This window comes from Pseudomonas syringae group sp. 243L2, from assembly GCF_032587875.1.
GTDB lineage: Bacteria > Pseudomonadota > Gammaproteobacteria > Pseudomonadales > Pseudomonadaceae > Aquipseudomonas > Aquipseudomonas amygdali.
In genome coordinates this window covers 334,471-349,368 of record NZ_JAWHPL010000003.1, presented here as the reverse complement: position 1 = coordinate 349,368, position 14,898 = coordinate 334,471, and the positions used below count along the sequence as shown (strand labels likewise).

13 protein-coding genes and 1 pseudogene are annotated in these 14,898 nt (G+C 58.4%); 5 read left to right on the top strand and 9 right to left on the bottom strand.

Going from position 1 to position 14,898, the window contains the following annotated elements; all coding sequences use genetic code 11:
* Window positions 1-132 precede the first annotated feature (132 nt).
* The 4 genes from RYB66_RS02675 to mksB all read right to left on the bottom strand — a co-directional run bounded on the left by RYB66_RS02675 (window position 133) and on the right by mksB (window position 6,344).
* Window positions 133-1,380, bottom strand: a complete 1,248-nt coding sequence (locus RYB66_RS02675; protein WP_316893713.1) for a right-handed parallel beta-helix repeat-containing protein — start codon at window positions 1,378-1,380, stop codon at window positions 133-135.
* 173 nt (window positions 1,381-1,553) lie between these two features.
* Window positions 1,554-4,373, bottom strand: a complete 2,820-nt coding sequence (gene mksF / locus RYB66_RS02670) for an Mks condensin complex protein MksF (RefSeq protein WP_316893710.1) — start codon at window positions 4,371-4,373, stop codon at window positions 1,554-1,556.
* Window positions 4,370-5,077, bottom strand: coding sequence for an Mks condensin complex protein MksE (gene mksE / locus RYB66_RS02665; protein WP_002552081.1), 708 nt, complete (start codon window positions 5,075-5,077; stop codon window positions 4,370-4,372). The genes mksF and mksE overlap by 4 nt, the downstream gene beginning before the upstream one ends.
* Window positions 5,067-6,344, bottom strand: a complete 1,278-nt coding sequence (gene mksB / locus RYB66_RS02660; protein WP_117140514.1) for an Mks condensin complex protein MksB — start codon at window positions 6,342-6,344, stop codon at window positions 5,067-5,069. Before mksB ends, mksE begins: the two co-directional genes overlap by 11 nt.
* 144 nt (window positions 6,345-6,488) lie before the next feature.
* On the opposite strand from mksB, the gene RYB66_RS02655 reads away from it, so the two are divergent.
* Together RYB66_RS02655 and rimI are read left to right on the top strand one after the other, a co-directional pair.
* The gene (locus RYB66_RS02655; protein WP_117140515.1) at window positions 6,489-7,292 is read left to right on the top strand and encodes an energy transducer TonB; all 804 of its coding nucleotides are present in this window, start codon (window positions 6,489-6,491) and stop codon (window positions 7,290-7,292) included.
* Window positions 7,285-7,737 carry a ribosomal protein S18-alanine N-acetyltransferase gene (gene rimI / locus RYB66_RS02650; RefSeq protein ID WP_002552084.1) on the top strand — a complete coding sequence of 151 codons (453 nt, stop codon included), beginning with the start codon at window positions 7,285-7,287 and terminating at the stop codon, window positions 7,735-7,737. Before RYB66_RS02655 ends, rimI begins: the two co-directional genes overlap by 8 nt.
* A gap of 9 nt (window positions 7,738-7,746) precedes the next feature.
* On the opposite strand, the gene RYB66_RS02645 is transcribed toward rimI, so the two are convergent.
* Complete coding sequence (locus tag RYB66_RS02645; RefSeq protein WP_005777856.1) at window positions 7,747-8,154, bottom strand: hypothetical protein; 408 nt, start codon at window positions 8,152-8,154, stop codon at window positions 7,747-7,749.
* Window positions 8,155-8,324: 170 nt separating this feature from the next.
* Between RYB66_RS02645 and can the strand changes: the two genes are divergently transcribed.
* The gene (gene can / locus RYB66_RS02640; RefSeq protein WP_002552086.1) at window positions 8,325-8,963 is read left to right on the top strand and encodes a carbonate dehydratase; all 639 of its coding nucleotides are present in this window, start codon (window positions 8,325-8,327) and stop codon (window positions 8,961-8,963) included.
* 71 nt (window positions 8,964-9,034) lie between these two features.
* On the opposite strand, the gene RYB66_RS26525 is transcribed toward can, so the two are convergent.
* From RYB66_RS26525 to RYB66_RS02625, 4 genes and pseudogenes are all read right to left on the bottom strand, one after another.
* Window positions 9,035-9,823 (bottom strand): methyl-accepting chemotaxis protein, encoded by a 789-nt coding sequence (locus RYB66_RS26525; RefSeq protein WP_407719283.1) that lies wholly within the window; start codon window positions 9,821-9,823, stop codon window positions 9,035-9,037.
* A 69-nt stretch (window positions 9,824-9,892) separates the two neighbouring features.
* A pseudogene (locus tag RYB66_RS26520) lies at window positions 9,893-10,699 on the bottom strand (MCP four helix bundle domain-containing protein); the annotation flags it as partial.
* A gap of 119 nt (window positions 10,700-10,818) precedes the next feature.
* Window positions 10,819-11,478 carry an HD domain-containing protein gene (locus RYB66_RS02630; protein ID WP_029240861.1) on the bottom strand — a complete coding sequence of 220 codons (660 nt, stop codon included), beginning with the start codon at window positions 11,476-11,478 and terminating at the stop codon, window positions 10,819-10,821.
* Window positions 11,479-11,543: 65 nt separating this feature from the next.
* Complete coding sequence (locus RYB66_RS02625; protein ID WP_005777862.1) at window positions 11,544-13,565, bottom strand: acyltransferase family protein; 2,022 nt, start codon at window positions 13,563-13,565, stop codon at window positions 11,544-11,546.
* 267 nt (window positions 13,566-13,832) lie between these two features.
* On the opposite strand from RYB66_RS02625, the gene RYB66_RS02620 reads away from it, so the two are divergent.
* Both RYB66_RS02620 and RYB66_RS02615 read left to right on the top strand, forming a co-directional pair.
* Window positions 13,833-14,177, top strand: coding sequence for a zinc ribbon domain-containing protein YjdM (locus RYB66_RS02620; protein WP_032613429.1), 345 nt, complete (start codon window positions 13,833-13,835; stop codon window positions 14,175-14,177).
* Between the two features lie 108 nt (window positions 14,178-14,285).
* The gene (locus RYB66_RS02615; protein ID WP_002552091.1) at window positions 14,286-14,720 is read left to right on the top strand and encodes a thiol-disulfide oxidoreductase DCC family protein; all 435 of its coding nucleotides are present in this window, start codon (window positions 14,286-14,288) and stop codon (window positions 14,718-14,720) included.
* Window positions 14,721-14,898 lie beyond the last annotated feature (178 nt).

Here is a 14,898-nt window from a genome sequence, read left to right as displayed (position 1 = left end):
GATTAAATTCCAGAAACCCTCATCGCTTACGCGTTGAGGGTTTTTGTTTGTCTGGGGTTCCACAAACCTCTGCATTCTCCTGAACTCATAACCACACCTTTCAGTATTGAAGTCAGAGACTCCCCCTCTAGCTCAGTTGAACGCCCCCATGCCTGCCAGCCTGCTACCGGGGCGCAGATGGAAGCTGCTCAGCACTGGCAGGCTTCCGTCCGGCTGGCGCTTCGCATCCCAACCAATATCCGAGACATCTTCAAAGTCAGCGTCGGTTACAGGCGTTTGCAGCGCCCACGAGTTGTGGGCCATATCCAGTCCTTCGCTGTTTACAATCAAACGTCCCTTGTAGGCAATATTGTTGAGCAGGTGGCCGAGAGGGATCAGCGAGCCGTCTGGCGCGATACCCGCCATGTTGTAGTTTGCGCCATTGGAAAAAGCCGTGTTGTTGATGAAGTCCAGCGCCAAGGTATGGTGATTGGCGTAGAAACCGGCGGATTTGTTGTCGAAGGCAACTGAATTACGGACGATATGTTTCACGCCGTTGGGCACATACTTGCCACCGTATCCGCCCGCTTTGATGCCATTGCCGTTGCCCGCTTCAAGTTTGGTGTGCGTGCCAGGCAGGTAGCCTTGCTGCCATGCCCACGAGTTTTCGATGGTTACCGGCGAGAAGGCATTGATCAGGTCAAAGCCGTCGTCGGAATTGGCCCAGGCTCTGCAACCGCGAAATACGTTACCTGGATGCCCCGCCTTGATGTGTGCGCCGAAGCCGTCAGCGCTCTGACCTGCGCCGTTTGAGGTGTAAGGATCGTAGTTGTGGTGCGAGTCGGTATTGATTACCAGGTTATAACCGCCGTTCTGAATGAACAGGCCTGGCCCCATGTTGTGATGCAAGTTGAGTTGCTCGAAGATATTGTGACTGCCGCTGTTCCAGATGCCCCAGGACTCGTGATTGAGATGGTTATCCGGCTGCTGAGGCACGCCGGTTACTTCCAGCCCCTTCAGGTGCAACCAGCTACCGGTAACGTTGAAGCCTTTGACGCGACAATCGTCTTTCATGGCCGAGAAATCAAACACCGGTGTTTCGCCCGGATAGGCCCAGTAACGTATAGGTTTGTTTTCGCTGCCGCTGTTGTTCAGGGTGATGGCATTGACGGTGTCTGTGCGGGTAGCGCAGCTGTTGATGCCTGCTGTGTAGGTGTAGATTCCGCCGCGAAAATACACCGTGTCGCCGGCTTTTGCGGTTTGCTGCGCACGCATGATGGATTGCAATGGTGCGGATTTTGTACCGGCAGCGTGATCATTGCCATTTGGGGCAACGTAATAGTCGGTTGCATGCGCTGTTGCAGCAACGGTCAGCAAGACCGTCAACAGTATGGTTTTCATGAGGTCACTCCAGGCCAGCGTCTCGCAATCCTATGCGTGTTTGCTGCACCCCATTGTGAATTCAATGAATAAAGAGTCTGTTTGTGCAAGGCCTGCACTATGGCCTCACTCAATTCAAAGACAATAAAAAAGGCCGCATTCTCATGCGGCCTTCTGACTACAGCTAACGACCCTTACGAAGCCAGCTCTGGAACCGCTGGCTTCACTTGATCGCGACGCTGAATGTATTTCCAGTCCGCTTCATCAATGTAGATGCCATTGGGTCCGCTGCCGCCTTCCAGGTCGATAGCAACGTGAGCCGAGACCTGTGGCTTCACACTTGCCAGAATCGGAACGAAGCCCAGTTGCAGGCTCGTTTCCAGCAGCGCAGCCTGGTTCTTCTCATCGATGTCTGCTGCTTCGTCCAGGTAATAAGGCAAGCGCACCCGACCAGCCTGATCCCGATCCATCAAGTGCAGCAACAGGTACATGTTGGTCAATGCCTTGATGGTCATCGTGGTGCCGTTGGAAGCTGCGCCGTCGATATCGGTGTGAATAACCGGCTGACCATTGACCTTGGTGATCTCGAATGCCAGCTCGAACAAGTCCTTCAAGCCCAACTGGTTATGGTTGGCAGCCACAAGTCGCGCCAGATACTCCTTGGCCTCTTCGTTCTTGTTGTCCTGCTCGGCGCTCTGGCTCAGGTCGAAGACTGACAGTGTCTCGCCTTCTTCATATTGCCCGGCGCTGTGGATAATCTGATCGATGTGCTTGAGTGCTTCCTTGTTCGGCGCGAGCACGATACGGAAGCTTGCCAGGTTAGAGACTTGACGCTTGTTGATCTCGCGGTTGAACAGCGCCAGTTGATGCTCAAGGCTATCGTAGTCGCTACGAATATTGCGCAGGGTGCGGGCGATGTCAGTAACCGCAGCGCGACGAGCCTTGCCCAGCGTAAGTGCCTCATCGGTACGGTGTGCGTAGGCATTGATCAGCAGTTGCAGGCGACGCTCCATGTCGTCCTCGCTGTCGAACTTGGCCACGCCCTTGAGGCGAACCTGGGCATACAGCGCTTCGATCTGCCCATCGCTGCGCAACAGACCTTGCCAGCTGTCCTGATAATCGTTGAGCAGTGGCAACAGGTTATCCATGGAATCATCAATCGGGTCCATGAACGGCGTGCCGAACGGTAGATCCGCAGGCAACAACTGGCGGCGACGTAGCGCGTCGTCCAGCGTGCGTTGCTTGGATTCCATGTCACCAATCTGACGGGCGATCAGTTGCAGCTTGGCCGAGAGCTGCTGGACGCGCTCAGTGAACGCATCACTGGAGCGCTTCAGTTCATCCTGAGCGGCTTCCATCTGCGCCAGCTCTTCCAGCTTGCCGGACTCCTCTGCGCTCAAGGTCTGGCAACGGCGGAAGTCTTCAAGTGCCTTTTGCGCATCCAGCACCTGCTGGTACAGCGCTTCGGTCTGGGTCTTGCTCGCCGAACGGTCGGCGGCCACAGCCTGCTGGGTTTTCAGTTGCTTGAGCTCTTTTTCCAGACGCTCTTTCTGATCGCGCAGCGCAGCACGATCGGCCAGCGCCTGCAGGGCAGGAGGCTCGATACTCGACAGGTTGATGGTCAGCCCGGGTACGGCGAATTGATCGCCCTTGAAGCCATCCAGAATGGTCTCCAGCGATTTGACCCACGCGTCGCCGTCGTCCAGCGCAATACCTTGCTCACCCAGTGGCAGGCTGAACAGCGCGCTGTTGAACAGGCGCATCAGGCGTTCTACGTCCGGCTGGGAGAACTCTTCACGCAGACGGGCGTAACTGTTGTTGTCCGCGTGGTCGAGCTGTTGCTTGACCGACTTGAGGCGTTTCTCCAGGTCGCGCAAACGCTCGTCCAGGTCTTCGGCGCTGAACTGCCGGGACTGGGCCAGCGCACCGGCCAGCTCATCGTGAGCATCCTTGGCTGCAAGCAGTTGCTGCTCCAGCACCTTGACGTCATCGACCAGCGCGAAACGATTCTTCAGCACCGACAGCTCGCCGACCCAGCGCTGGATACTGCTGATCTCGCGCTCCAGACGCATCAGTTCCTGAGTGCTGCTGCGCTGATCGTTCTGCATCTCATCCTGCTGAGCACGGTAATGCTCGGCCTGAGCGACCAGTTCTTCCTTGCGCGCGCCGGAGTAGTCCGACCAAGTGCCGAGCAGTGAATCAAGGATCGGCGACAGACGATGCAGTTTGCCGCGCAACAGATCACGCTGTTTGACCCCGGCAGCCAGTGCCTCGACCAGCGGGCCAGCCAGTACCAGCGAGTTGTAATCCTGTTCCATGCGCCGCACGTCGCGGAAAGCCTCTTCGCAGGCGGCGATGTAGTCGACGCTGCCCGAACGCAGGCTGTGCTCGAACGCATCGAGAAACAGCTGCTTGAGTTTGGCTGCCGTGATTTCACGCATGTGCAGCAGGTTGATGAACAGCGCGCGGAAAGTCTTCAGGCTCTGCTCGCTGGTGGAGCGTAGCGGGATCAGGGTCAGGTCCAGCGGGATCGAGGTATGACCGCCGACCAGCAGGCGGCGCAACTCGTCCGGCTTGAGTTCGTAGGCTTTCAGGCCTTGGCTTTCCAGGTTGCTGAACAGCTCTTTCTGACGCAGGCAGGTGTCGTTCTTCTGGTAATGACCCAGGTCCAGCTCGCCGGCATAGGCAAAGAACTGGTGGCCGAAACCGCCACCCGGGCCGCGGCCTACCACGCCAATCACATGCGGGCCGTGGGGCAGGGAGACTTCCACCAGAATGTAACTGGTGTCGGTGGCAAAGTAGAAGCGCCGGGACTGCTCAAGGCTGTACTTGCCGAAGCTCATGTCCGACATGCGTGCCAGAATCGGGAATTGCAGGGCGTTGATCGAGGCGCTCTTGCCGAGGTTATTCGCGCCGTACACCGACAGCGGGTTTTCCAGCGGGAACAGGCCGAGGCTGTAACCGGCGGTGTTCAACAGGGCAAAGCGGCGGATGCCATAACGTTCCTGGCTCATGTGTCCATCTCCTGTCGTTGCTCATCGGCGATTGCCCGGGCAAGTGCCTCTTCCTCGGTTTCTTCACCGAATTCAGCCAGGTCCAGCGGGTCATCGGTTTCCAGCAGCTTCTCGTCGCTGTCGTCATCGATGAGCACAGGCGTTGGCAGTGGCAGGGCGCTATGCAGGCTGGCCGCCAGATCGCGGTCCTGTTGCACCGACAGGCATACATCGAGAAAACGGTGCATCGGCGGCAGGAAGCGGTAGATACCGACCTCTTCACTGGCAAAACCCAGTTGCGTCATGCGGCGCATGATCTTCTCTTCAAGCTCTTCCTGGGTCTGCACTTCCGCCTGAAGAAACAGGTCCCGGTACTTTTCCAGCATCGAAGGCAGTTCGTCACGGCCCAGACTGCCGCCATCCAGCACGGCCATCGGGTCACGGCCCTGATCGGCCAGATGCTCGACGAGGATGAAGGTGAACAGCGCCAGACGCTGAGCGGTCTTGTTGACCTGCGCGGCGGCCAGTTCAGGCACGAAATAGTAGAAACCGCGGGTGTCGCAGATCAGTTCGTAGCCCAATGCCTTGAACAGCGCGCGGTACTGGTCCTGGCAGTTGGAGAGTTGGGCATACAGCTCCGGGTCACGGCGGCTGATGTGATAGCCCTTGAACAGCTCGCGAAAGATCGGCGCGAGCTGGGACATTTCGGATAGATCAAGATGCATGAACAGGGCTCTCGGAATGCTCTGGCTGCTCGTCTTTTGCGGCGAGCAGGGCAAAGGAGCGCAGGCTGACGCGGTGCTCCCGGGTGAAATATTCGCGACGATCGAGGCGTTCACGGGCGAAGCGCTTGTCCCGCGACAACCGCGAGAACCAGTACAACAGCTCGTCGGTTTCGCCGGTTGGTTCCTGCTCCAGCAACCAGACCATCAGGTCAGGCATCGGCAGGGCGCTTTCGCAGCGCTCGAGCATTTCCTTGACCGTACGTGGCGCGCGGGGTGGTTCGCCCTTGCGTGTACCACTGGCCTTGGGGAACTTCGCGGGCTTGGGTTCAAAGCGCGCCAAGGCATAGACGTAAGCCTCGACCTGGCTCGCGCTGCCCAGAAAGGTACTTTGCGGGCGGGTAAACAATGGCATGGCAGCCTGTGGCACTGCGTCCAGGCCCTTGCGCCGAATCGCCGACAAGGCCAGTGCCGCGCCACGAGTCACCGCATTATGGCGACGTGCCTCCTCGCGCAGCGGCAACAGCAGCTCGCGTGCATGGCGCAAGGTCAACTGAGCGCTGGTCTGCATCTCCAGAATGCGCGCATGGGTGCGCAGCAGCATGTCGTCGTCGACCAGATGACCGAGGCGTTGTTGCTCGGTCAACAGGCGCAGCAGCACATTCTCGACCTTGCGCACACCCTGTTCGAAAGCACCGTCGGCATTGACCAGTTGAATCATCGGCTCGACGTATTCGTCCCAGGTGGCCAGAACTTCTGCATACCTCTGGCGCAAAGGGATCTGCCGGTCGCTGGTCTTGGCCCGGTCGGCGACCGCGACCAGTGCCTGTTCGTCGTTGGCAAGCTTCTTGAGAACGTCGCGCACCCGCATGTCCAGCAGCCGCAGCTGCCTGGCCAGATCATTGGCATCGCGAATATCGAACGCGTCCTGAATGTAACCGGCCAGGCGCTCCAGATGGCGCAGATAAGCCTCGATTTCCAGGCACAGGCCCAGCCGGTGCTCGCGGCGCAGGTAGGACAGGAAGTCATGGATCTGTGCGTTGAGCTCAAAGCGGTTCGGACTTTTCGCGACGGGCACCAGAATGTCCAGACGAATCCACACGTCCAGCAGGTTGGTGATGTCTTGCGGGGTGCTGTCCTGCTGCTGAGCGCCCAATTGCAGGCGCAGCTCGCTCAGGCTCAACGTACCCTGGTCGAAGTGTTCGCATAAGGGCTCGAGTAGCGCCCAGTGCTCGGCAAGGGCGCGCAGGACGCGCTTGGGTTCGATCATCGTTAGGCCGACTGTTGGCAAGTGAAAAGCGGCAATTGTACTGCATCAGTCGCCTGATATTTCACCTGCGGGCGATATGCTGCAGCGCAAAAAGGCGAACAACGCTAGAATTGCGCGCTTAACTTATCCACAGGTGGCTGACCCTTGCTCAACGAGTCCCGTCGCCGCGCTTATTTGACCGCCATGCAGGTGGTCAACTGGCTGCCGCGCACAGAACTGCCATTCGCTGCGCCCTCGCGTCCGGAGCTGCTTGCGCCGTTACCGCCGCCGGTCGAGGTGCAGAACATTGCGCCTGCTGCCGCGCCATCTGCGCACGCTGCGCCGGTCGAAGCTGCGAACGTTGTGCCAATCGCCCGGCAGCCCGAGCGCCCGAAGGTCGAGGTGCCGCGTCCGTCACTGGCCAGCACGCGCACAGTTGCCCCGGTCGAAGAGGCCGCGCCTGCGCCGCCCAAGGCCGCGGTTGTGCCGCCACCGCGTTTTGCCCTGCAATTGCTGCGTGCCGGCCGTTGCATGCTGCTGGTAGAACTGACCACCGGCCAGCCGTTTCAGAGCCGCGATCCGTCCTACCTGCTGCTCAAGGACATGCTGCGCGCTGCCGGTCTGCCCGACAGCCCGCAGATTATCGGCGAACCGGTGCGCTGGCCGTTGCTGGTGCGCGGCCAGATGGATCAGGGCCCGGAAGCGGCGCGCGACTTCGTGCAAGGCTTTGTCGGTGCCCGGCTTGAGGACGAACCCTGTGCGTGCCTGTGGCTGATCGGTTTGCCGTCGATGAAGTTCGCCGGTGAAGCCGACGCCGAATCCTATAACCGCGAATTGCAGATCGAAGGTCTGGGTACTGCCTGGGCGTTGCCGGGTCTTGAATTAATGATGGACGAGCCTGAGCGCAAGGCCGATGTCTGGAAAGCCATGCGTCGGCTGATGACGCGCTGGAAATCGATCGATGAGTGATGCCGTAACCTTCCGCCCCATGACCGAAGCCGATATGGATGCGGTGCTGAAAATCGAATACGCAGCATTCAGCCATCCCTGGACACGCGGCATCTTTCTCGATGGCCTCAAGTCCTACGAGATCTGGCTGATGTTCGAAGGGGCGCAGCAGGTCGGGCACGGTGTGATTCAGGTCATCATCGATGAAGCGCATCTGCTCAATATCACCGTCAAACCTGAAAATCAGGGCCGTGGTCTTGGCTTGCTGCTGCTGGATCATCTGATGAAGCGTGCTTATCAGCTAAACGCTCGGGAATGCTTTCTGGAGCTGCGTGACAGTAATCGTCCAGCCTATCGTCTGTATGAAAACTACGGTTTCAACGAGATAGGCCGGCGTCGCGATTACTACCCGGCAGTCGGCGGCCGCGAAGACGCTGTGGTCATGGCCTGTACGCTTTTCGAATAGTGCTGGCTGTCAGCGCTGGGTATTGCCATCCAGCGGGTCGATGATTGCCAGTTCCTCCTCGTCCAGACCGTTGCCACCACCGATGTCATCTTCATCGACTATAGTCCGCTCCAGGTCGGCAGGATCGTCTTCGCCCTGCTCATTCGGTGAACGGGCACCGTCTTCGCGGATCAGGGTTTCCGGAGACAAATCGTCATCGGTCGAATGGTGATCGTCAGTCGAGGCACCGGTCAGGCCTGCCTCACGCACACGCTGATCCGGAATTTCATGTTGCAGTTCGTCTTCAGGAATAAGATCACCGATACGGGCACGATCTTCTTCGTCGAAGTCGAGTGTTTCCATGGAGCCCATACGGTCTTCGTTATCGTCGATGGGTTCCGGTTCGGCAGCACCGAACGGACGGCGTGAATCGTTCATGGGAAATCCTCATTTCAGGTGGTCGTAAAAAATGGACCGGCCATGACTTTGAAGATTCCTTTTTGTTGACCGACGAGCTTTGGTGAATTTTGTCAGTAGTGGCAAATAGGCGTGACTTGAAGGATTCGACTCCAGTCCAAGGCTGGGCATCATTATCGAGGCGTCAAAGCATGAACGAGCTACAAGACCTGATTGATAACAATGCACGCTGGGCCGATGCGATAAAGCAGGAAGACCCAGAGTTTTTCGCCAAGCTGGCCCGCCAGCAAACACCTGAGTTCCTGTGGATCGGTTGTTCGGATGCACGTGTCCCGGCCAACGAGATCGTCGGCATGCTGCCCGGCGATCTGTTCGTCCATCGCAACGTGGCCAACGTTGTGTTGCACACCGACCTCAACTGCCTGTCGGTGATCCAGTACGCAGTGGACGTGTTGAAGGTCAAACACATTCTGGTGACGGGCCACTATGGTTGCGGCGGTGTACGCGCCTCCATGCAGGACCGCCAGTTTGGCCTGATCGACGGCTGGCTGCGCACGATTCGTGATTTGTATTACGAAAACCGTGAAGTGCTGGCCAAGCTGCCGACCGAGGAAGAGCGTGTCGACCGTCTGTGCGAGCTGAACGTGATTCAGCAAGTGGCCAACGTCGGTCACACCAGCATTGTGCAGAACGCCTGGCACCGTGGGCAGAGCCTGTCTGTGCATGGCTGCATCTACGGCATCAAGGACGGCCGCTGGAAGAGCCTCGACGTAACCATCAGCGGCTTCGAGCAGTTGCCGCCGCAGTACCGTCTGCGTCCGCAGGACTGACAGCCACCCTCAGGCTGCAGCATCGCCAGCCAGTCTGTTTTTGCGACGGCTGGTTGGCGACAGGCAGGTCATCACAGCACGAAGCGCTGCACCATCAGGTTCAGATCAGCCGCCAGCATCGACAGCGAATTGCTCGCCACGGTGGTCTGCTGCGCGCCTGACGCTGTCTGGCTCGACAGGTCGCGGATACTGCTCAGGTTGCGGTCTACTTCAGTCGCAACCTGGGCTTGCTGTTCTGCGGCACTGGCAATCAACAGGTTGCGGTCGTTGATGGTGCCCGTTGAATGGATGATCACGGTCAATGCTTCGCCGGTTGATGCAGCTTGCTCAAGCGTCAGGCTGGCTTGCGTTGCCGTGTGGCGCAACGAGCTTGCCGTTTGCTGAGTGCTTTGCTGCACACCGCTGATCAGCCCTTCGATTTCTGAGGTCGAGGCGCTGGTGCGTTGCGCCAGTGAACGAACCTCGTCAGCTACCACGGCAAATCCGCGCCCGGCTTCGCCCGCCCTGGCTGCCTCAATGGCGGCGTTCAGGGCCAGCAGGTTGGTCTGGTTGGCGATCGCGCGAATCACATCGAGGATGCTGCTGATGCTCTGCGTGCGCTCGGCCAGTCCTTCAGCCTGATGCGAGGAGTCCAGTACGTTTTCAGTCAGTTGCTTGATCGAAAGAATCGTCGCCGACAGTTTTTCCTGCCCTTGCGCTGCCGCCTGGGTCGACGCCTTTGATTCGGTCACGGTGCTGCTGGCGTTGCCTGCCACTTCGATGGCCGCCTGACTCATCTGGTTGACGGCGACTGCGGCCTGCTCGATTTCGTTGTTCTGCAATTGCAGATTGAGCGCACTGGCTTCGGCAATGGTGCCCATCTCCTGAACCGACTGCGACAGCTGCGTCGCCGCTGCGTAGATCTGATCAATCGTGCCGTGCAGGTTGGTGCGCATGCGCCCCAGGGTGATCAGTAACTGCGCGGTCTCGTCCTTGCCATCCGGTATCCGGTGCTCTGTCAGATCACCATCGGCGATGGTGCTGGCAATGTGCAAAGCCTGGCGGACCGGGTGAATGATGCTGACGCTCAGACGCCAGGCCAGCAGCAGGGTCAGAGCCAATACGACGGCGATGGCGCTCAGCGCAATGATTCTCGCCTGCTCGTAACGGGTGCCTGCTGACTCTACGGCGGCGGCAGCGCTCTGTTTGTTCAGCTCGCGCAGCAACTGCACCTGCATGTCCATCAGGTCGCCTTGCAGCGCGAGCATGGTATTGGCCAGCATTCGGGCCTCATCCAGCTTGTTCTGCTCGATCAGCGTGATCTGATTCTGCAAGCCGGGCATGAACGCCTTATAGGCATCCTGCAACGCGACGATAGAGTCATGCTCAGTGCCCGATTGAACACGCGCAAGGTATTCCGAGAAACCTTTCTCGACTTCGTTCTTGAGCTGTTCGACATTGATCTTGCTGTTGATGACCGCACCCGGATCGTCGGCATTGGCGATCAGCCGGGTGGTCTCGCTGCGCAGTTTGACCAGGCCGATGGCGATGGCATCGGCCATGGCGATACTGGGCAGCGCACCACTCTCGACAGCTTCGCCCTGATTGCGGATCTCCTGCATCTGCAGCAGGCAGAAAGCCCCCAGCGCGACCATCAGCAGGGAAGTGATGCCGAAACAGATCACCAGGCGCAGGGTAATCCTGAAGCGGCGCAATAGTGTTGGCGTTGTGGATTGCCGACGCAGGAAACGAGGCATAAATCTTTTCACGGCACACAACCCCTATAAACACGCAGACCTTCTCGGAGAGCCGTTTATAGGGCAGTTGTGTGATGTCTTTATGACATCTGATGTTTATATCGGAAACAGGTAACCCATCATGGCTGAGGCGCGCCGATTTCCTCCATCAGTTCATTCAGAAAACGCTTCAGCCGGTCGTGCCTGATCTTCGCCATCTGTGTCCCGGTGTCGGTTTGAAAGCTGTCGGCGAGGTGCAGCAGCTTGGTATGAAAATGGTCGGCGGCGAAGTTCCTGTCGTCATACGGGCGCTGGCTGGCATGCGGGTCGTTCGGTTCGTAAAGCTGTCTGCCCATCCGCCCTGATACGTAAAAGGTTCGAGCCACGCCGATCATGCCCAGAGAATCCAGACGGTCGGCGTCCTGCAGAATTCGGGCTTCCAGTGTCAGCGGGGTTATCGCCGCCGAGAAACTGTGCGCTTCGATAGCATGGGCAACCGCAGCGATACTTTCTTCGTCCCAGCCCATCTCGGTAAGCAATTCGCGGGCCCGTGCTGCCGCCAGTCGCGAAGCACTGGAGCGAAACGGTGAGTCTTTCTCGACCGAAACACAGTCGTGTAACAGCGTGGCGGCGATCAGTACGCGGGCATCGCCGCCTTCCCGGTCACGGATGGCGCAGACGTTTTTCCAGACGCGCAGCAAGTGCGAGACGTCGTGCGCGCCATCGATTTTCTCTGCATGAGTATGCGGGATCAGCAGGCTGGCCAGATCCTGAAACGGGGCGAAGCTGGCGGCGGTCATGCGATGGTCCTCAAGCGTCTGTGCGGGTATCAGCATTACAGACAATGCCGCCTGATAAAACCCTGTCACTGGTCAAGAATATGGCTGATCTGGCCTGCAAGCAGCCCCGCACCCCGGGCGTTGAGGTGGTTGAAATCCTTGTAGTACGAGTTCATATCGCCAATCAGGCATTGCTTGTCCTTACAAAAGGCTTCATCCAGGGTGATCAACCTGATCTGCTTCGCCTGGCTGGCGTGCAGGAACAGTTCGCGAGTGAAGCGTTGCAACAGAGCATGTTTTTCGACTGGCACCGACAATTCACTGACCCGCTGCAGTTTCTGCGCATCACTGTCCCAGGCATCACGGGCCAGGCGGTAGTAGAGGCTCTCGGGATTGATCAATTGCTGCGGCACCTGCGCGACGATGAATACCTCGGTGCCGATATCGCGGTAGGCCTTTATCGTGGTTTCAAATGCCTGCCTGAACACTGCTCGCGAGGTTTCCCGGTTTTTTTCCGGGTGGGTGCGGGAGGTCAGGAAATACTTGCTCATCTTCCGCTCGCCGTAATTGCCGTCGGTGTACAGCGTCCAGCGTGCCACCAGCACGACCTTTTTGATCTGCCGCTGCTTCACGTATTCAAACTCGCGATTGGCCAGCGCCTCGCATACCCCGGCAGGGTAGTTACCCTTGGCGATGTCCACGCCGAGCAAGGGCAGGCAACCGCCCAGACCTATGTGCGCGACGGTTCTGCCCAGATCCCGCGCGGCGGCGTCAAACGTCGATAACAGGGCCTCTGAGTGGCTGTCACCAAACAGAGCCATCTCCGGTACGACGTTGCTGTCGGCAAGACCAAACAGGCAAAAATCGACATTCCAGCCTTGGCTATCAAGGTTCCGGTCGCATTTTTCGCGTATCTGCGGGTCGACAAATGCCTGATGCATCGCCGGATCGACAGCGAAGCGCTGGCTAAAGCCGTTATTGAGATAGCCGACCAGCCCCAGCACGACAAATAGCGTGGAAGCAACGCCTGCCGAGGCGAAGAGCTGACGGCGGTTGAATGCACCGGCCTTGCGAAAGGGCTGCTCGACGAAGCGCCAGCTCAGCCAGGCCAGCAGCAGCGAGAGCACGGTCAACGCCAGCATCAGCGGCAGGCCTGGCTCAATCAGGCTGCGCTGACGAGCGAAGGCAAAGACGGGCTGATGCCACAAATAGGCGCTGTAACTGATCATGCCGATCAGGACCGTTACCCGTGAGCTCAGCGCGTTGCCGACCCAGGTCTGGCCATTGGCGAAGACAATGATCAATGCCGCACCCAGCACAGGCAGCAGCGCGTTGAGGCCAGGGAAGGGTGTACTGCTGTCGAAACAAACCACGGCATAACCAATCAGCAAAATCCCCAGCAGCGTCGCCGCCTGATCGAGATGGCTGGCGCTATCAACGCTACGCGGGCGCCAGACAAAGTAGAAGGCGATGAACGAGCCCGTCAGCAATTCCCAGGCGCGTGCAGGCAGCAGATAAAAAGCGTTACTGGCGTTATGACGCGCCCCCAGCTCCGCCAGCGCCAGGCTTGCCAGGGCAGCTGCGATCAGCAGCACAATCAGCCACTTGCGACCCATGCTCCAGGCCAGCATCAGTAGCGGTGGGAAAAACAGGTAGTACTGCTCCTCTACCGCGAGCGGCCAGGTGTGCAGCAAGGGTTTGAGTTCAGCGGTTGCGTCGAAATAGCCGCTTTCCAGCCAGAACAGTACGTTGGATGAGAAGGTCGGCACCGCCACCAGGCTCTTGGCGAAGTATTTCAGGTCAGACGGATCGAGCGTCAACCACGCGACAGGCAGGCAGACCAGCATCATCACGAACAGCGCCGGCAGAATGCGTCGGGCGCGCCGTTCGTAGAAATCGATCAGCGAGAATCTGCCGTTGAGCATCTGCGCAAGAATGATCGAGGTGATCAGATAGCCAGAGATCACAAAAAAGATGTCGACCCCCACGAATCCACCGCTGAATAACGGCAAACCCGCGTGATACAGGATGACCGGGATCACCGCGAGCGCGCGCAGGCCATCGATTTCGGGTCGATAGCCGAGCGCCGGGTTATGAGGAATGCCCATGAAGTGTGCTCGATACAGGAAGTGGTGAAAGGCGGTAAATGCGCGCTGCAATAGCTACCGCCAACGCAGGGCGCAGGCGTTGGGGATGAAGGATCAGAAGGGAATCGAAGGAGAGAGTGATGTATTTTTTAGCTCAGGTATTCGCTCCTGTCCAATGGCTGAAGCCGGTTTATATCGACAGGTTTGCACCAGTGGATCAGCGTCTTCCAACCTGAAAGTGTAAAAGCCCTTTATAATTCATGGTTTTTACCCCTCGATGCGAGAACCATTGTGAGCTTACCGTCCTGCCCGAAATGCAATTCCGAATACACCTACGAAGACGGCAGCCTGCTGATCTGCCCGGAATGCGCCCATGAATGGTCTGCAGACGCTGCTGGCGCCGATGCAGCCGACGACGTGAAAGTCATCAAGGACTCCACGGGAAATGTGCTGCAGGACGGCGATACCATTACCGTGATCAAGGACCTGAAGGTCAAAGGCTCTTCGCTGGTGGTCAAGGTCGGTACCAAGGTCAAGAACATCCGTCTGGTCGATGGCGACCACGATATCGATTGCAAGATCGACGGCATCGGCGCGATGAAGCTGAAGTCCGAGTTCGTCCGCAAGGTTTGATTCTGTCGAGCAATGGCTTTAGCCTGAACGCCTCGCCGGTCCTTCGACTGGCGGGGCGTTCATGTTTCCGGGCGCGCCAGGGCTGTTTTTCCTGAACAGGTGAATACCGTGCCGACGACTACCCCCGCCCCGTATCTGAAACCCGATGAATGTGTCGTGCTGTTCGATGGCGTCTGCAAACTGTGCAATGGTGTGGTGAAGTTTCTGATTCGCCATGATCCGCACCAGCGTCTGCGCTTGGCCGCCGTACAGTCGGAGCAAGGGCAGGCATTGCTGAAGTGGGCCGGGCTGCCGCTCGACGATTTTCATACCATCGCAGTCATCGTTAACAATCGGGTGTTCGTACGCTCGGATGCATTTCTGCACATCATGGGGCTGCTGCCTGCGCCGTGGCCGCTGCTGAAAGTGCTGGGTATTTTTCCACGCTTTCTAAGGGACTGGGCCTACAACCGTATCGCGCTCAACCGATATCGCCTGTTCGGGCGCTATGATCACTGTCTGTTGCCGTCGCCCGAGAACCGCCAGCGCTTCCTTGACGGCTGACGACCGGCGGTCATTTGTAAAGTCTGTCATGACTGTACGGGTTGTGATCCACTCTGGCGGTCCGTAGAATTCGTGTCATCTGGCTTCACTCCCCATATCCACAATAATCCACTTTGCACACTGCGCCCGATTCAGAAGGTCGAGCGGAGCGTTTTTGCGTTGGTTTTTCAGTGGGGGC